This is a genomic window from Mycetocola sp. CAN_C7 (assembly GCF_015752285.1).
In the GTDB taxonomy this organism is placed as follows: Bacteria; Actinomycetota; Actinomycetes; order Actinomycetales; family Microbacteriaceae; genus Mycetocola_A.
In genome coordinates, this window is record NZ_JADOUY010000001.1 from 254,448 (window position 1) to 271,664 (window position 17,217).

Below are 17,217 nucleotides of genomic sequence, written 5' to 3' on the forward strand. Positions count from 1 at the left end.
CATCCGCTCCCCCGCGCGGATCGCGTAGCATGAGGCCATGGCAGATTCATCGTTTGACGTGGTCAGCAAGGTCGACAAGATGGAGGCGGACAACGCCCTCCACCAGGCGCACAAGGAGATCGAGCAGCGCTACGACTTCAAGGGCACCGGGGCATCGATCGCGCCGTCCGGTGACAAGATCCTGATGAAGGCGAACAGCGAGGAGCGCGTCAAGGCGATCCTCGACGTCTTCCAGACCAAGCTCATCAAGCGCGGCATCTCGCTGAAGAGCCTGGACTCCGGCGACCCGTACGCGAGTGGCAAGGAGTACCGCATCGAGGCGGAACTGAAAGACGGCATCACGCAGGAGAACGCGAAGAAGATCAACAAGATCATCCGGGACGAGGCACCCAAGGGTGTCAAGAGCCAGATCCAGGGCGACGAACTGCGTGTGCAGTCGAAGAGCCGCGACGACCTGCAGGAAACGATCGCTCTGCTCAAGGGCAAGGATCTCGACATCGACCTGCAGTTCATCAACTTCCGCTAGTTCCGACCACTCATCATGAGCGTGCTGGTTCTCGGTGCCGGCCCTGTCGGGTCGAACGTCACCCGCGCGTTCCTCGCTCGCGGTGACGAGGTGACCGTGGCGACACGGTCGGGCACGACGGTGGATGGTGCGGCCACCGCTCACCTCGACGCTGCGGATGCTCCGGCGCTGAGTCGCGCGGCATCAGATCACGCGACGATCGTGGTGTGCACCAATCCGCCGTACCACCGCTGGCGTTCCGACTGGCCGCCGATCGTGGATGCCGTGATCCAGGCGGCCCGCGCCACAGGCGCCGACGTCGTCATGGTCGGCAACCTGTACTCATACGGACACGCGTCGATGCCGATGACCGAGCGCTCTCCCGAGGATCCGGCTGAGTCGAAGGGGGAGGTGCGGCGCGAACTCTGGGGTTCCCTCCGCCTGGCGACCGAGCGCGGCGACATCCGTGCTGTCGAAGTCCGGGCGAGCGACTACTTCGGCCCGGACGCGACCGGTGACGCACACCTCGGTACCCGGTTCTTCGAACCGATCCTGGCCGGCAAACGGTCCTGGGCGGTCGGCAACCCCTCTCTCGACCACAGCTGGGCCTACCTGCCCGACCTCGCGGCCACCGTCGTGGCGGCAAGCACGTATGCGGGCGCGTGGGGTCGCGTGTGGCACGTGCCTGCCGCATCCGATCTCAGTCGCACCGCCATCTGCAGGCAGGTGAACGCGCGGTATGGCGTTCACGGGTCGGTTTCGGCGATCCCGTCGTGGGTACTCGGCGGTGTCGGCGCGTTCAGCCCGATGCTGCGCGAGGTGGCAGCGTCGAGCTACCAGTTCCGGTCGCCGTTCGTGTCGGATGCCGCTCAGACCGAACGCGAACTCGGCGTGCGGGCAACGGGCTGGGACGAGGCGCTCGACGCGACTGTCGGCTACTACCGGGGCCTGTCGAACCGCTGACGGTTGGGCCCCGTGCGCGCGACCGGCGCCGCCCGAGGCTGGCTGTGCTGCAGTTGTGTGCCGCTGCTGCAGTTGCAGTTGCAGCATCGGCAGGAAAGTGCAGCATGGATGTCGGAAAGTGCAGCACGCGCACGATACTGCGACGATCGAACGGAACTGCAGCCCTCGCCCGCAGCGCCGCCAACCACAACAGCTACGCGCGCACTCGCCGGAGCAGCATCCGTCCGCCGATGCCGACGGCGAGCACCGCGACGCCGGCCGCGATCCCGAGCGGGGGCAGCGTGACGACGAGAACGAGGCATCCGACCATGCCGAGGATCTGCAGCCAGCGCGGGAACCGCCGGTCAGGGCTCTTTTGCGTGAAAGCCGACAGGTTAGCGATGAAGTAGTACAGCAACACCCCGAACGATGAGAAAGCGATCGCACCGCGCAGATCGGCGACAAGCACGACGGCGATCACAACGGCACCGAGCACGAGCTCAGCACGGTGCGGCACCCGGTAACGCGGATGCACCGCCGCAAGTGCACGGGGAAGGTCACCTTCGCGGGCCATCGCCAGGCTCGTTCGCCCGATACCCGAGATCAGGGCGAGCAGCGCCCCCAGCGACGCGGCTGCGGCACCGAATCGCACGACCGGTGCTGCCCAGTCCCAGCCACCAGCGACCGCGACGTCGACCAGCGGGGCGGCGGAGTTCCCGAGGGCCTCAGGTCCGAGCGTGCGCAGCGACACGACCGCAACCACGACGTAGACCGCGACGGCGATCGCCAGGGCACCGAGGATGGCTCGCGGGATGGTGCGGGCAGGATCACGCACCTCCTCCCCCATGGTCGCGATGCGGGCATACCCGGCGAAGGCGAAGAACAGGAGTCCTGCCGATTGCAGAACGGCGTACGCGTCGGCATCCATCGGGGCGTTCATCGCCAGCCAGGCCGTGACCGGATTGCCGCCGACGAACGCGAAGGAGATCGGGGCGGCCGGAGCGGAGAGCCCTGCAGCGACGACGACAGCGAGAACCAGAAGGCAGATCACGACGAGCACACGGGTGAGGAGCGCGGTGCGCGTCACACCGAAGTAGTTCACCGCAACGAGCGCGGCCACCGCGAGGGCAGCGACGGGGCGCTCCCAGCCTGCCGGCGCCGCGTATGCCGCGAACGTCAGGGCCATCGCTGCGCAACTCGCGGTTTTGCCGATCACGAAGCTCCAGCCGGCGGCGAAGCCCCACCCCGCACCGAGTCGCTCACGGCCGTAGAGGTAGGTGCCACCGGATGACGGGTATTGCGCGGCCAGCTGGGCGGATGCCGTCGCGTTGCAATATGCGATGACGGCCGCGATCGCGAGCCCGACGAGCAAACCCCAGCCTGCAGCCGAAGCGGCAGGCGCGAAGGCGGCGAACACTCCAGCCCCCACCATGGAACCGAGGCCGATGAAGATGGCATCGCCAAGCCCGAGTCGCCGTGCAAGCCGTGTATTCACACCCACACGCTACGCGAGTTGCTGGGTTTGCAGGGGTGTCGGCACCGGCCGACCACCTCAAACCCAGCATCTCGCGTGGAGAAAGGTCACACCGGCAGCTCGTCGAGCTCTTCGTCTTCTGTGCCGTCGGAGCGACCGACCGTGAGTGTCTCCCCACGGAAGAAGGCCGGCCGACGGATCGCCTGGATGATCATGATGACGATGCCCGACACGATCACGACCATGCCGAGGATGAAGACCAGTCCGACGCCGGCGATATTCGATCCGCTGCCGTAGTCCGGGTCCATGCTGTCGATGATGGTCGTGAAGAACAGCACGGCCAGGATGATTCCGCCGACGAGCGGGAACAACAGCTGGAAGACGAAGTTCCTGAACGAGTTGAAGAACTGCGTGCGGAAGTACCAGACCGCCGCGAAAGCGGTGATCCCGTAGTAGAAGCAGATCATCATGCCGAGCGCGGTGATCGTGTCCCAGAGCACGTCTTCGGAGATGAATCGCATGATGGCGTAGAACGCGGATGCCACGACGGCCGACACGATCGTCGCGTACCCCGGGGTGAGGAACCGCGGGGAGACCCGCGAGAATTTCTCGGGGAGCGCGCCGTAGTGCCCCATGGCGAGCAGCGTTCGAGCCGGCGATACGAAGGTCGACTGCAGTGAAGCGGCCGAGCTCGACAGCACAGCGATCGAGACGAGGATCGCGAGCGGTCCGAGAACGGGCCCGGCGAGCGCGAAGAACACGTTGCCCTGGATGTCTTCGTTGCCGAGGCCGAACTCCCCGGTCCCGATCCCGGCGAAACTGATGGATGCCGTGGCGATGAGCAGGTACAGGACGACGATGATGAACACGGTGAGGGTGGCGGCGCGACCGGGAGTGGAGCGTGATCCCTTGGTCTCCTCGTTCATCGTCAGTGTGACATCCCAACCCCAGAAGATGAAGATCGAGAGCGAGAGTCCGGCGGCGAATGAGCTGAACGACTCGACGGCGAACGGATTGAACCACTCGAGACTGACCGGTGTCGCATCGAATGCGGAACCGTTGGCGACGTGCACGAACGCGACCACGCCGAACAGTACGAGCACGATCAGCTGGAACCCGACGAGCACGTACTGCACCTTCTGAGTGGTCTGCATGTCGCGGTACGAGATCGCCGTCGCCCCGAGCATGAACGCCAGACAGGTGAGAACGTTGATGACCGGGTTGAGGGCGAGGTCGGCGATGTCAGGATTGTTGAAGATCTGCGCGAGCATCAGGTAAAAGAAGTCCACGGCGATGCCCGCGAGGTTCGACAGGACGAGGATCGTGGCTGCGATCAGCCCCCAGCCGGCCATCCAGCCGATCCACGGCCCGAACGCCCGCGTCGCCCAGGTGAACGATGTGCCACTGTCCGGCATCGACCGGTTGAGTTCCCGGTAGCCGAATGCGACGAGCAGCATCGGGATGAAGCCGACGAGGATGATGGCTGGCACCTGCAGTCCCACCTCGGAGACGGTCGGGCCGAGGGCAGCTGTCATCGTGTACGCCGGGGCGATGCACGAGATGCCGATGACGATGGCGCCGATGAGTCCGACGGATCCGGCGCTCAGGCCTTTCTTGGAGAGTCCGTGTTCGGACTTCGTTGTGCTCATGTTCTCAGTCCTCGAGGGTCAGAACGGAGTCGCGGGGGACCACGACCATGGGGACGGGCAGTTCGCGCAGCATCTTCGCCGCGGTCGAGCCCAGAAAGATGTGCCTCGGCTTGGCGAGGCGGCTGGAACCGACGAAGACCACTTCTTCCGGTTCCCAGTCGACCTGGTTGACGGCATCCTCGACCCGGTTTCCGGATGCTGTGAGTACCGAAACGTCGATGTCCTCCGGCAGGTGCTCCGCAGCGTAAGCCAGCACCTGTTCGGCGTGCGTAGCAGCGCGCTCGGCGACAGCGGGTGGGGTGGCCATGTCGTCCATGTCGAGGGTGACCAGTGAGATCAGCCGCATCGGAACATGGGCGGCCCGAGCCGCTAGCACGGCGGCGTCGAGCAGTTCGGAGGCCCCTGGTCGGGTGCCGACGGCGCAGGTGACCCGTGTCACGGTGTTCAGACCGACGGTGGAGCTCGACCCTTCGGGGGCCAGGGCGACCGGCACGACGGCGGAGTGCAGCAGGGCGCCGGCCACGCTCCCGACCGTCGCGCGGCCGAGGAGACCTCCCCGTGCGGCACCGACGATGATCATCGACCCTTCGAGGTCGCGGCTGGTGTCGAGCAGCCCCCGGGCGAACGACTCGGCGTAGACGATGTGGGTCTGGGTCGGGACGTCTCGAGGCACGGCCGCAGCGGCATCCTTCAGCCACCCCTGGGCGGTCTCATGCAGGAATCGTTCATACCCCGTGTCGGACGGGACGAGAGTCGGTCGAGCCTCACTGCGGAGGACGATCACGATGTCGAGGCTGGCGGCCATCGACCGGGCCAGTCTCACCCCGAGCGCGAGCGCGTCGGCGCCGGCGGGGGTGTCTGTGTAGCCAACGATGTAACGCATGGGTGAGGGTGCTCCTTTGCGGTCGGGTACTGCAGGGAAAAGCCAGGGTGGTGCGGGTCGGGCGTGGTGCGGGTCGGGCGGTGCGGGTGATGGGGTGTGGGCGGTGGTCAGGTGGTGTGGCGGAGCAGGATGGCGTCTGCGGTCTCACGACCGACCCGGATGGCTCCGTCGACGTGCTGGTAGCCCTCGGCGGCGAGATCGCTGCACGACCAGTGGATCGGACCGACCGGGGTACGGAGATCGGCACCGTATCGGTGCAGTCCGCCCATGTCGAAGCTCGCAGCGTATGCGCCTCTGGTCCACTCCTCGGAGCCCCAGTCGCTCTCGTAGTACACGACGGGGTTCAGAGCCTGTTCGCCGTAGTAGTGCGACAGCGAGGTGAGGATGACCTGTTTGCGTTCTTCGGCGCTGAGCGTGAAGACGTGGTCGGCCTTCTTGTCCGAGACGAAGCCGACGAGGGTACCTCGGGGGTCGTCATGGTTGGTGTTGTCGTATGCCTCGTGCACGAGCTCGTACGGGCTGAAGGCCGTACCGGAGAGACCGGCATCGCGCCAGAATGGCGTCTCGTAGACGGCATGCACCTTGATCACGAAGCCGAGCGACAGGTGCTGGTGCATCTGCTGCTGCCGGCGCGGAAGCGGGGGCTGGAAGTCGATGCGCGAGTACAGGTTCGGTGGCACGGCAACGATCGCGTGGCGGGCGCTGACCGTCATGCCGTCTGCGACCGCGGTGACGCCGGCATCCGTCCACTCCAGTCGGCGCACGGGCTGACCGAGGAAGACGTCGTCTCCGAGCTTCTCGGCGAGAAGCAGCGGAACCTGCTGCAGCCCGCCGATCACCCGCTTGTCGAGGATGAAGTCCGCGTCGACGAGGTGCGAGAAGCTCCCGGCGGATGCCGCCATCAGAATCGCCTGCAACGCCGAGAACGCGTGGGCGGGCTTGGTGATCATCGCCTCGGCGATGAAGAGGGCGATGTTGTCGCGTGCTTCGATGTCGTCGGTCTGAGTCGTGAGCCACTCGATCCAGGTGACCGAGTCGAGCTCCTTCGCAAGCGGGTGCGCCCACGGTTCACGGGGTCCGATGTCGGCGACGAGCGCGTCGAGCACGTTGATGAGGCGTTCCATCTCGCGCTGCGTCGATGCGGCGACCGGGAAGATCTCGCCCGTGAACCGGGTCTGCTCGCCGATCGCGTTGATGTAGACGCTGTCTCCCTCGCGGTAGCGCGAGTAGGTCTGCAGGCCGAGCTCGTCGAGCGTCTCGATGAGGGCATCCTGGTCGGGGGAGACCCACTGGCCGCCGAGTTCGAGCATCGCCCCGTCGACGTCGTCTGTCCAGAGTCGCCCACCGACGCGGTCTCGCGCCTCGAGCACGGCGACACTCAGTCCGGCGGCGCGCAGCCGGGTAGCCGCGGTGAGTCCGGATGCTCCGGCGCCGACGATGACGACGTCCCGCTGCAGGTCTGTCATGGTGTTCTCACTTTCGGTTGTCACAACGCGCTCATCACGTGCTTGATGCGGGTGTAGTCCTCGAGCCCGTAGGACGAGAGATCCTTGCCGTAGCCGGACATCTTGAAGCCGCCGTGTGGCATCTCGGCGGCGAGCAGGATGTGGGTGTTGATCCACACGGCACCGAAGTCGAGATCGCGTGAGACGCGCATCGCCGTGCCATGGTCTTTCGTCCAGACGCTCGATGCGAGTGCGTACTGCACGTCGTTGGCCATCTCGACGGCCTCTTCTTCGGTCGAGAAGCTCTGCACGGTGAGCACGGGGCCGAAGGTCTCCTCCTGCACGCAGGTGTCCACCTGGCTCACCCCGGTGATGACGGTCGGGGCGTAGTAGAACCCGGTCTCTCCGACCCGATGGCCGCCGGTCGCGACGGTGGCGTGCGCTGGCAGGGAGTCGATCACGCTCGATACCTTCGCGAAGTGCGACGCGTTGTTGAGCGGGCCGTAGTAGGCATCCGGATCCTCGGCGTCGCCGGTCTTCGTGGCCTCGGCCGCCTTCACCAGTTCGGCGACGAACGCGTCGTGGATCGACTCGTGCACGAGAACACGGGTCACTGCGGTGCAGTCCTGGCCGGCGTTGAAGTAGCCGGCACCGGCCACCCCTTCGGCGGTGGCCGCGATGTCGGCGTCGGCGAACACGATCGCAGGAGCCTTGCCGCCGAGTTCGAGGTGCGCCCGGTGCAGGTTCTTCGCAGCGGATGCCGCAACGGCCATTCCGGCGCGGACCGACCCGGTGATCGAGACGAGGCCGGGCACGGGATGCTCGGTCATCGCCTGACCGGTCGCCCCGTTGCCGAGGATCACGTTGAGAACACCGTCAGGCAGGATGCCCTGGGTCAGGCGGGCGAGAACGAGCGTCGATTCGGGGGTGGTGTCACTGGGTTTGAGCACGACGGTGTTCCCAGCGGCGAGCGCCGGTGCGATCTTCCAGATCGCCATCATGATCGGATAGTTCCACGGGGTGACCTGGGCGACGACTCCGATCGGTTCGCGGCGCACGAACGAGGTGTGTCCCTCCAGGTACTCCCCGGCGCTCTTTCCCTCGAGTACGCGAGCGGCACCGGCGAAGAACCGCAGGTGGTCCGCCCCGGCGATCACCTCTTCAGCCCTGATCGCTTCGCGCGGCTGGCCGGTGTTGCGATGCTGCGCCTCGACGAGTTCGTCTGCGTTCGCCTCCATGGCATCCGCGATCTGCAACAGCATTGCCTGGCGCTGGCCGGGCGTGGTGCGCTTCCAGGTGGCGAATGCCGTCTTCGCGGCGTCGAATGCCGTGTTCACATCGTCGAGTGTCGAAATCGGCGAGCGCGCGACGACCTCTCCTGAGGCGGGGTTGATCACATCGATCGTATCGACAGCGGATGCGTCGACGAACCGGCCGCCGACGTAGTTCTGCAGAGTGCTCGGAGTCGTCATCGTTCTCATCTGTCCTTTCAGGGAACCGGAGTCATCGTGTACTTGGTCGACAGGTATTCGTGGATTCCTTCGAATCCGCCTTCCCTGCCGATGCCGGACTGTTTGACGCCGCCGAACGGGGCGGCGGCGTTCGAGATCACGCCGACGTTGAGCCCCATCATGCCGGTCTGCAGCTTGTCGATCATGCGCTGGCCCCGTGCGAGGTCCTTCGTGAAGACGTAGCTGACGAGACCGTACTCGGTGTCATTGGCGAGCCGCACGGCATCCGCCTCGTCGGTGAACGGGACGATCGCGAGAACCGGGCCGAAGATCTCTTCACGGAGGATGTCTGAACCGGGCTGGACGTCGGTGAGCACCGTTGGAGCGAAGAAGGTTCCATCGCGGTCGACGGGGGCGCCTCCGGTGAGGAGGGTCGCGCCTTTCGACACGGCGTCGTCGACGAGCTTGCCGGCCTTCGCCACCGCCCGGTCGTCGATGAGCGGACCGATGGTGACGCCCTCTTCGGTGCCACGGCCGATGCCGAAACCCTTCACCCGTTCGGTGACGCGACGAGCGAACTCGTCGACGACCGATGCGTGCACGATGAACCGGTTCGCTGCGGTGCATGCCTGCCCGATGTTGCGGAATTTGGCGGCGATCGCACCGTCGACGGCTGCGTCGAGGTCGGCGTCATCGAAGACGACGAACGGGGCGTTGCCGCCGAGTTCCATCGACGTGCGCAGTACGTTCGTCGCCGACTGCTGGATGAGCTTCTGCCCCACAGGGGTCGACCCGGTGAAGCTGAGTTTGCGCAGCCGTGAGTCGTGAAGGAGCGGTTCGGTGACGGCGCTCGACGACGAGGTGGTGAGAACGTTGACGACTCCGGCGGGGAGGCCGGCGTCGTCGAGGAGCTTCGCGAAGTAGAGCGTGGTCAGCGGGGTGAGCGACGCGGGTTTGATCACCACGGTGCAGCCGGCGGCGAGCGCCGGTGCGATCTTGCGGGTGGCCATCGCGAGCGGGAAGTTCCACGGTGTGATCAGGTAGCACGGACCGACAGGATGCTGCGAGACGATCATGCGGCCGGTGCCCTCTGGGTTGACGCCGTACCGGCCGGTGATCCGCACGGCTTCTTCGCTGAACCAGCGCAGGAACTCGCCGCCGTAGGTGACCTCGCCGTTCGATTCGGCGAGCGGCTTGCCCATTTCGAGCGTCATCAGCAGAGCGAATTCGTCTCGGCGTTCCTGCAGGAGGTCGAACGCTTTTCTCAGGATGTCCGATCGAACCCGCGGCGCTGTCGCCGCCCAGTCATCCTGCACGGCGACAGCGGCATCGAGCGCTGCGGTCGCGTCGGCGGCGCTGGCGTCGGCGATCGACGCGAGCACGACGCCGGTCGACGGATCGAGGACGTCGATCGTCGATGCGGTCGGGCGCCACTTCCCCCCGATGAACAGTCCGGTCGGAACGTGAGCCAACAGGTCTTTCTCGGAAATCACGCGTTCTCCAATGCGGTCAGGACGACGTCGATGCCTTCGGCAAGGAGGGCGTCTGGGATGGACAGGGGTGGCAGGAAACGGATGACGTTGCCGTACGTTCCGCAGGTCAGCACGATCACACCGGCCTGATGGCAGGCCCGAGCGACGGCGCTGGTCAGCGCGGCATCCGGTTCGTTCGTTTCGGGGTCGACGAACTCGACGGCGATCATCGCGCCGCGACCGCGGATGTCGCCGATGCGCGGGTCGATCGCCTGGGCGAGGGCGAAACGCTCGACGAGTGTCGCCTCGATGCGCCGCGCCGCGCCGGCCAGGTCGTCTTCGATGTAGGTCTCGATCGCGGCGAGAGCTGCTGCGCAGGCGATCGGGTTGCCGCCGTACGTGCCACCGAGCCCACCGGTGTGTGTCGCGTCGAGGATCTCGGCGCGACCGGTGATCGCCGACAGCGGCAGGCCGCCTGCGATGCCCTTCGCAGTGACGACGATGTCAGGGACGATGTTCTCGTGTTCGCTGGCGAACATGGTGCCGGTGCGCGCGAAACCGGTCTGCACCTCGTCGGCGATGAAGACGACGCCATTCGTGCTGGCCCAGTCGACGAGTGCGGGGAGGAATCCGTCGGCGGGAACGATGAAGCCGCCCTCCCCCTGGATCGGCTCGACGATGATCGCCGCGAGGTTGGTCGCCCCGACCTGCTTCTCGATCATCGAGATCGCGCGCTTCGCGGCATCCGCCCCGCTCAGTCCGTCGCGGAAGGGGTATGACATCGGGGCGCGATAGATCTCGGAAGCGAACGGGCCGAAGCCGCTCTTGTATGGCATCGACTTGGCGGTGAGTGCCATCGTCAGGTTGGTGCGGCCGTGATACGCGTGGTCGAAGGCGACAACGGCCTGCTTGCCGGTGTAGCTGCGCGCCACCTTGATGGCGTTCTCGACGGCTTCAGCGCCGGAGTTGAACAGGGCGCTGCGTTTCTCGTGGCTTCCCGGCGTGAGTTCGTTGAGTTTCTCGGCGACCTCCACGTACGAGTCGTACGGGGTGATCATGAAGCAGGTGTGGGTGAACGCGGCGACCTGCGCCTGCACGGCGTCGACCACCCGAGGGGCGCTGTTGCCGACGCCGGTGACGGCGATGCCGGAACCGAGGTCGATGAACGAGTTCCCGTCGACGTCCACAACCACTCCACCGCCTGCCGATTCAGCGAACACCGGCATCGTCGTGCCGACCGCTGAGGCGACGGCACGGTTCTTGCGAGCCATCAGAGCCTCGGAGCGCGGACCGGGGATCGCCGTCACGATCCTGCGTTCCTGGGTCAGGGCCGGCCCGCCGGTCGGGGTCGAGGTCAGGGTCATCGTCGCGGTCTCCTTCGCTGGTCGCGTGCTTGCCAGACTAGGAGTGCCCCTCCCCGACCGGAACTGCCGGAATGGCCATCCGATCCCCTCGCTTCTGCCAAACTGTCATTTCGCGTACGGTGAGCACATGCAGCCCACCATCCTCCGCTTGCTCGAGACTCGGACGCTCGACCTCCGATTACTCGCGGGGCGCTCCTCCGGCCGACTGGATGCACCGATTTCGTGGATCCACAGCTCCGATCTCGACGATCCCACCCCGTTCCTCGACGCCGGCCAGGTCGTGCTGACCACCGGAACCCAGTTCGACCCGGCGACGACGACCCCCGGCGACGTCGCCGCGTATGTCGAGCGACTGAGCGGGCACGGCCTCGTCGGTATCGGCTTCGGCACCGAAGTGATTCGCGAGGGCACACCGGCGGATCTTGTTGCTGCCTGCGAGCGGTTCGGGATGCCGCTCTTCGAAGTGCCGTACCGGGTGCCGTTCATCGCCGTCATCCGCACCGCCGCCGACCTTCTCGCTGAGGCCGCCCACGCGCGGGACACTTGGGCTCTCAACGCACAGCGGGCCATCTCTTTCGCAGCGCTGCGGCCGGATCCGACAGCAGCGGTTTTGCGGGAGCTTTCGCGGCAGCTGCACCGCTGGGTCGGGCTGGTCGACGCTCGCGGGCGACTCACCCGGGTCTTCGACGAAGCATCCGCCGTTCCTGCGCTTGCTTCGGAGAGCGCACGGGCCAGACTCGTGCTCGAGGCCGAGCGGCTGATCGGGCGCGGTCAACGGTCCAGTTCGACCATCAGCGACGAGGCCGGGCAAGCGACGTTGCAGACCCTGGGCCGTCGAGGGGCGCTCCTCGGCGCCCTCATCACCGCGGGGGCCCAGCCGCTCGATGCTGCCGACCAGACCGTTGTGACGAGCGTCATCGCGCTGACCGGCCTGGCGCTCGAACAGAACCGCGAACTCGGCCGGGCGCGCGGTCGCCTGCGCAGCGGCCTGTTCCAGACACTGCTCGAGGGAAATGTCGAACTCGTGCGCAGGATCGTGCGCCAGATGGGTGGTGAACTTCCGGCCGAACCGGTGAGGTTCATCGCGTTCGAGCCCAGTGGGGCGACTGGAGATGCGTTGTTCGGCGACCTTGAAGCCCGCGATGCCGAGTTCGCCGGAGACCTCTTCTTCGCGGCGAGTGAGAGCCGGGTGGTCGTCGGCGTTGCTGCGGAGCGTGCCCAGGACCTGGCCGCCGAGCTCAGCCGGGTGCACCGGTTGCCCGCCGGATTGTCTGATCCGCTGGCCTGGAGTGAAACGGCGAGCGGGTCCCGTCAGGCTGCGCAGGCTCTCGACAGGGCGGTTCGCGAACAGGAGGCTCATGCAGGCGCGGAACCGCGGGCATCCGTCGCGCAGTTCTCAGACGTGAGTGAAGGGGGTCTCGCTGCGCTGCTTCCGGAAGCGGATGCAGCGGAGGTCGCGCGGGCGCTGCTCAAGCCCGTCCGCGACCACGACGAGGCGAACGGAACGGCGTTGATCGATGACGTGCACATCTGGCTGGAGCACCACGGTCAATGGGATCCGGCCGCGCGTTCCCTCGGCATCCATCGCCATACCCTCAAGAACCGGGTGGCCCTCGTCGAGCGCCTCACCGGGCGGTCGCTGGCGACCGTCGATGCGCGCACGAACCTGTGGCTGGCGCTGCGGTTGGGCTGAGCGCGCCTGCGGCGGTTCAAGGGACGCTGTCAGTCCAGGTACGCGGACGCCCAGCGCCCCAGCTCGGCATACGCCGTCGCCCGCACGGCCGGCCTCGAGAGGAGCACGTCGTGCAGCGCCCCATCGATGCGCGCGACGGTGACGGTCGGCGCGAGTTTGAGCGACTGCTCGGCGATCTCGTCGACGACGAGCACGATGTCCGACGCCAGCATCTCGGGCGACCACGCTGTCGACAACGTCGAACGCGCGGAGATGAGCGTGAGCACTGGAGCGGTGATCGACAGCCCGGCGTCGACCCGGTTGTGCCCGGCGAGCACGGCGGCGAGCCATGCCGGGTGTGCCGGGAATCCCCGCGCAGGGCGCCACTCGGTGTTGTATTCCCACTCACCTTCCATCGCCCGTGATACCGCCCGGGTGTAGAAACCGAGGTCGACGTTCGGCAACTGCCCCCTCGGGTCGATTCGCGCCCCGATGTTCGCAAGCGGCGCGATCGCCCGCCGACCGATCGCCCCGGCCTGGAACTCGAGCCACGGACTGTTGAGCACGAGCGCATCGACCCGCCCCGGATGCCGGTCGGCCCAAAGACTCGCCGTCAATCCACCGGTCGAGTGACCCATCACGAGCAGCCGCCGCGACGATCGGGCATCCGCTGCCCCGTGCCCCAACACCGACAGGGCTGCCTCGATATCTTCGTCGTAGATTCCCAGACTCGTGACATAGCCGGGAGTCTGGTGCTCACGCAGGCTGCGACCATACTTGCGCAGGTCCAATGCATGAAACCGCGCACCCCGGTCATGCCAGAACTGCGCCAGCTCGGTCTGAAAGAAGTAATCCGACCAGCCATGCAGGTAGAGCACGTCCCAGCCCCGGTCTGCGGCGAACAGCGAACGGATGCCGTCGATCGGCGCTTCACGTCTCCGCACGAGAGTGGCGACGACCTCGCCCTCGAAATCATCGTTCAGGGACAGGGTCAACTGTTCGAACGGTTCACCGAGGACGTCGGGGACCCAGCGGTTCCGCGGTGCTCCGTCCGCGTCGGCCACCGCAGGCTATCCCTGCGGAGGAACCGTCGGCTGCGGCGGAACGGGCGGCTGACCCTGACCGGGTGCCGGCACCTGAGGTGCGACGTAGCCGGGTGCGGGCGGCGCGTAGACCTGCGCAGGCTGACCCTGCTGAGGCTGCGCTGCAGAACCCTGAGGCTGGCCCTGGTAGGGCTGGCCCTGGTATGACTGACCGGCGTTCCCCTGCTGCGGTGCAGCGGGCTGCGAACGCTGGCCCGCTGGCAGAGCCCGAGCAACGAAGACACCGAGAGCGAAGAACGCGCCGTACGCGACGCCCGTCGAGATCGACCCGACGATGCCGGAGCTGATGATCAGCTGCGCCAGGTACTGACCGCCGTTGATCACCGACCAGATGAAGTTGAGAACCAGCAGAGCCGCGGCGCCGACCCCAGCGGCGATCGCGAGGCGCTTGATCAGGTCGCTGACCGAACTCGCCTTCGCGAACGGAGCGATGTACAGCGCGCTGAGTCCCGCGCCGGCGACGAAGACGAGAGCAACGAAGATGGCCCAGATCATCCCGAGGATCTGCTCGACCCGGAAGCCGAAGACGGAGTTGCCGATCAGGCCCAGGATGTTGGTGACGACCGCGATACCGATGACGACTGCCCCACCGAAAATGATCTGACGCACCACCGAGCGATCGGCAGTCGCTGACGGTTTCTGCGGCTGGTAGCCCGCGGGCGCACCCTGCGTGGGCTGGCCGTACGGGTTCTGGGGACTTCCGGGGTTCGACATGCCACCACCCTATCGGGCAGGTACACGTCGGCCCATGGGGAGCGCTGCCCTGAACTGCGCTTCCCGACCGCGCTAGCCTGCCGGACTGACCCGGACTTCGGACCGGGAGATCGCGACCATGTCTTCGCGCGGAACGACCTTCACCCGGGCGCGACCGTGCGGCTCGCCGAGCGCGATCTCGTGCTGATCGAGGTTGTGCCAGCCATCGAGGTCGGTGTACTTCACGCCGCGGGCCTCGAGCAGGTCGATGACGGACTGTTCGTCTGGCGACTCCGGGGTCCACCAGCTGCCCTCACCGTTGACGAGGTGCTTGATCGTCTCCATGGCATCCGATTTGGTGTGGCCGATGAGGCCGACGGGTCCACGCTTGATCCAGCCGGTGGCGTAGACGCCCGGGACGACGTCGTTGCTGCCCTTCTTGAGGGCGACGCCCTCGCGGTTGGGAATCACGCCGTGTTTCTTGTCGAACGGGATGCCATCGAGCGGCGACCCGAAATAGCCGACAGCCCGGTAGAGCGCCTGGATGGGCACCTCGCGGATCTCGCCGGTCCCGACGACGCCGCCCTCGGCATCCGGGCGGGTTCGCTCGTACCGGAACGCGGCCACGTGGCCGTTCTCGTCACCGACGACCTCGAGCGGTTTGGCGTAGAAGTGAAGGTGCAGCCGACGGGATGCGGTACCGGCCGGACGTTCACGCCACTTCTGCAGGATCTTGTCGATGACCATGACCTGTTTGTTGCTGGCGATCGCGGTCTTCGACGCCTCGTCGTAGTCGAAGTCCTCGTCATGGAGCACCATGTCGACGTCGTGGAGCTCGCCGAGTTCGCGCAGCTCGAGAGGGGTGAACTTCACCTGAGCGGGCCCTCGACGACCGAAGACGTGCACGTCGGTCACCGGAGAGGTTGCCAGCCCCGCATAGACGTTCTCGGGAATCTCGGTCGAGAGCAGGTCGTCTGCGTGCTTCGCGAGCATGCGCGACACGTCGAGAGCGACGTTGCCGTTGCCGATCACAGCCACAGATTGCGCGGTGAGCGGCCACTCGCGTGGCACGTCGGGATGGCCGTCGAACCAGCTGACGAAGTCGGCGGCGCCGTAGGAGCCTTCGAGGTCGATCCCGGGGATATCGAGGTCGGCGTCGCGCACGGCACCTGTGGCGAAGATCACGGCGTGGTAGTGCTTCTTGAGGTCTTCGAGGGCGATGTCGGTGCCGAAGTCGACGTTACCGAAGACCCGGATGTCGCCGCGGTCGAGAACCTCGCGGAGCGCGTTGATGATGCCCTTGATGCGCGGGTGGTCCGGCGCGACTCCGTATCGCACGAGCCCATACGGGGCGGGGAGACGATCGAAGAGGTCGATCGACACATCGAATTTGCGTTCGGCCTTGAGGAGGATGTCAGCAGCGTAGATCCCTGCGGGTCCGGCGCCGACAATCGCGAGTCTCAGCTTGGTCATCTGCGTCTGGTTCCTTACTTGCTGCGGTCGACGATCGTTTCCGCGAATCGCATGAGAGCCTGTTTCACGGGGCCGTCCGGCAGCGGGTCGAGCGCGGCGACGGCCTCGTGTGCCCAGCGGTGGGCTTCGGCGAGGGTTCGCGTGGTTACGGGATGCTGGCGAAGTTCGGTGATCGCTGCGGTGAAGTCGGCGGATGCTGCACCGTCGGTTCCCTCGGCGGCTTCCGCCTCGATGCGGGCGAGCAACGCGGCGGCATCCTGATCCGTCTCGGCGAGAACGCGCAGGTGGATGAGCGGCAGGGTGGCGACGCCGGCGCGGAGATCCGTACCCGGAACCTTGCCGGTCTCTTCGGGTTGAGGTGACAGGTCGATGACGTCGTCGATGAGCTGGAAGGCGATGCCGATCTTCTCGCCGTACTCGACGACCGCGGGCTCGAAAGCTTCGTCTGCGCCCGAGAAGATCACTCCGGCCTGAGCGGCGGCGGCGATGAGCGAACCGGTCTTGTCTGCGAGGACCTGGATGTAGTGGGCTTCGGCATCTTCGTCGTCGCGAGGACCGACGGTCTCGTGAAGCTGCCCGAGCACGAGCCGCTCGAACGTCTTCGACTGCAGTCGGATGGCCCGTTCGCCGAGACCGGCCATGAGCTGGCTCGCCCGGGCGAAGAGCAGGTCCCCGGTGAGGATGGCGACCGAGTTGCCGAAGACGGCGTGGGCGCTCGGAACGCCGCGCCTGCGGTCGGCGTCATCCATGACGTCGTCGTGGTAGAGCGAGGCGAGGTGGGTGATCTCGATCGCCTCGGCTGCGGTGATCACGTCGACGGTGTTGCCGGCGCCGAGCTGGGCGGTGAGCAGGATGAGCATCGGCCGTACCCGCTTGCCTCCCGCCTCGAGCAGGTAGCGCGTCGACGCGTCCGCGATGGTGTCTGCGAAGATCAGCTCGGAGTCGAGCCCGCGCTCGATCCGCTCGAGGCCGTCATCGACGGCGGCGAGCAGTTGCCTGGTTTTCGGCGAGGCGAAGATGCGGTCGGTATGTCCCAGATGACTGGACAGACTGGTGGCACGCCGCGTGGCACTCGGATTCACGAGGTCTAG

General features: G+C 66.6%; 14 protein-coding genes. 3 read left to right on the forward strand and 11 right to left on the reverse strand.

The window, feature by feature from the left end:
* Positions 1-37: 37 nt before the first annotated feature.
* Together IWX78_RS01095 and IWX78_RS01100 are read left to right on the forward strand one after the other, a co-directional pair.
* Positions 38-526 carry a YajQ family cyclic di-GMP-binding protein gene (locus IWX78_RS01095; RefSeq protein ID WP_196831551.1) on the forward strand — a complete coding sequence of 163 codons (489 nt, stop codon included), beginning with the start codon at positions 38-40 and terminating at the stop codon, positions 524-526.
* Between the two features lie 15 nt (positions 527-541).
* Positions 542-1,468, forward strand: a complete 927-nt coding sequence (locus IWX78_RS01100) for an NAD-dependent epimerase/dehydratase family protein (protein WP_196831552.1) — start codon at positions 542-544, stop codon at positions 1,466-1,468.
* 193 nt (positions 1,469-1,661) lie between these two features.
* Here the strand turns inward: IWX78_RS01100 and IWX78_RS01105 are convergent, their stop codons facing one another.
* The 7 genes from IWX78_RS01105 to gabT form a co-directional block, all read right to left on the reverse strand.
* Positions 1,662-2,879 carry an APC family permease gene (locus IWX78_RS01105; protein ID WP_196832072.1) on the reverse strand — a complete coding sequence of 406 codons (1,218 nt, stop codon included), beginning with the start codon at positions 2,877-2,879 and terminating at the stop codon, positions 1,662-1,664.
* Positions 2,880-3,028: 149 nt separating this feature from the next.
* A complete protein-coding gene (locus IWX78_RS01110; protein ID WP_196831553.1) occupies positions 3,029-4,570 on the reverse strand; it encodes an APC family permease in 1,542 nt (513 codons plus the stop codon).
* Positions 4,571-4,574: 4 nt separating this feature from the next.
* Entirely contained in the window at positions 4,575-5,453 is an 879-nt protein-coding gene (locus IWX78_RS01115; protein ID WP_196831554.1) for a universal stress protein, read from the reverse strand.
* A gap of 107 nt (positions 5,454-5,560) precedes the next feature.
* Complete coding sequence (locus IWX78_RS01120; protein WP_196831555.1) at positions 5,561-6,919, reverse strand: flavin monoamine oxidase family protein; 1,359 nt, start codon at positions 6,917-6,919, stop codon at positions 5,561-5,563.
* Between the two features lie 20 nt (positions 6,920-6,939).
* Positions 6,940-8,379, reverse strand: a complete 1,440-nt coding sequence (locus IWX78_RS01125) for a gamma-aminobutyraldehyde dehydrogenase (protein WP_196831556.1) — start codon at positions 8,377-8,379, stop codon at positions 6,940-6,942.
* An 8-nt stretch (positions 8,380-8,387) separates the two neighbouring features.
* Positions 8,388-9,839 carry an NAD-dependent succinate-semialdehyde dehydrogenase gene (locus IWX78_RS01130; protein WP_196832073.1) on the reverse strand — a complete coding sequence of 484 codons (1,452 nt, stop codon included), beginning with the start codon at positions 9,837-9,839 and terminating at the stop codon, positions 8,388-8,390.
* Entirely contained in the window at positions 9,839-11,185 is a 1,347-nt protein-coding gene (gene gabT, locus IWX78_RS01135) for a 4-aminobutyrate--2-oxoglutarate transaminase (protein ID WP_196831557.1), read from the reverse strand. The genes IWX78_RS01130 and gabT overlap by 1 nt, the downstream gene beginning before the upstream one ends.
* A 127-nt stretch (positions 11,186-11,312) precedes the next feature.
* Here gabT and IWX78_RS01140 point away from each other — a divergent pair, with 127 nt between their 5' ends.
* On the forward strand, positions 11,313-12,878 hold the full coding sequence (locus tag IWX78_RS01140) for a PucR family transcriptional regulator (RefSeq protein WP_196831558.1): 1,566 nt from the start codon (positions 11,313-11,315) through the stop codon (positions 12,876-12,878).
* Between the two features lie 29 nt (positions 12,879-12,907).
* On the opposite strand, the gene IWX78_RS01145 is transcribed toward IWX78_RS01140, so the two are convergent.
* The 4 genes from IWX78_RS01145 to IWX78_RS01160 all read right to left on the reverse strand — a co-directional run bounded on the left by IWX78_RS01145 (position 12,908) and on the right by IWX78_RS01160 (position 17,208).
* Positions 12,908-13,921, reverse strand: a complete 1,014-nt coding sequence (locus IWX78_RS01145; RefSeq protein WP_196831559.1) for an alpha/beta hydrolase — start codon at positions 13,919-13,921, stop codon at positions 12,908-12,910.
* A gap of 6 nt (positions 13,922-13,927) precedes the next feature.
* Positions 13,928-14,674 (reverse strand): hypothetical protein, encoded by a 747-nt coding sequence (locus IWX78_RS01150; protein WP_196831560.1) that lies wholly within the window; start codon positions 14,672-14,674, stop codon positions 13,928-13,930.
* Between the two features lie 72 nt (positions 14,675-14,746).
* The gene (locus IWX78_RS01155) at positions 14,747-16,126 is read right to left on the reverse strand and encodes an FAD-dependent oxidoreductase (protein WP_196831561.1); all 1,380 of its coding nucleotides are present in this window, start codon (positions 16,124-16,126) and stop codon (positions 14,747-14,749) included.
* A gap of 14 nt (positions 16,127-16,140) precedes the next feature.
* On the reverse strand, positions 16,141-17,208 hold the full coding sequence (locus IWX78_RS01160; protein WP_196831562.1) for a polyprenyl synthetase family protein: 1,068 nt from the start codon (positions 17,206-17,208) through the stop codon (positions 16,141-16,143).
* Between the last annotated feature and the right edge of the window lie 9 nt (positions 17,209-17,217).

Coding starts and splice junctions, on each gene's coding strand:
- IWX78_RS01095 (WP_196831551.1), top strand. CDS start 38: ATGGCAGATTCATCGTTTGACGTGGTCAGCAAGGTCGACAAGATGGAG.
- IWX78_RS01100 (WP_196831552.1), top strand. CDS start 542: ATGAGCGTGCTGGTTCTCGGTGCCGGCCCTGTCGGGTCGAACGTCACC.
- IWX78_RS01105 (WP_196832072.1), bottom strand. CDS start 2,879: ATGGTGGGGGCTGGAGTGTTCGCCGCCTTCGCGCCTGCCGCTTCGGCT.
- IWX78_RS01110 (WP_196831553.1), bottom strand. CDS start 4,570: ATGAGCACAACGAAGTCCGAACACGGACTCTCCAAGAAAGGCCTGAGC.
- IWX78_RS01115 (WP_196831554.1), bottom strand. CDS start 5,453: ATGCGTTACATCGTTGGCTACACAGACACCCCCGCCGGCGCCGACGCG.
- IWX78_RS01120 (WP_196831555.1), bottom strand. CDS start 6,919: ATGACAGACCTGCAGCGGGACGTCGTCATCGTCGGCGCCGGAGCATCC.
- IWX78_RS01125 (WP_196831556.1), bottom strand. CDS start 8,379: ATGAGAACGATGACGACTCCGAGCACTCTGCAGAACTACGTCGGCGGC.
- gabT (WP_196831557.1), bottom strand. CDS start 11,185: ATGACCCTGACCTCGACCCCGACCGGCGGGCCGGCCCTGACCCAGGAA.
- IWX78_RS01140 (WP_196831558.1), top strand. CDS start 11,313: ATGCAGCCCACCATCCTCCGCTTGCTCGAGACTCGGACGCTCGACCTC.
- IWX78_RS01150 (WP_196831560.1), bottom strand. CDS start 14,674: ATGTCGAACCCCGGAAGTCCCCAGAACCCGTACGGCCAGCCCACGCAG.
- IWX78_RS01155 (WP_196831561.1), bottom strand. CDS start 16,126: ATGACCAAGCTGAGACTCGCGATTGTCGGCGCCGGACCCGCAGGGATC.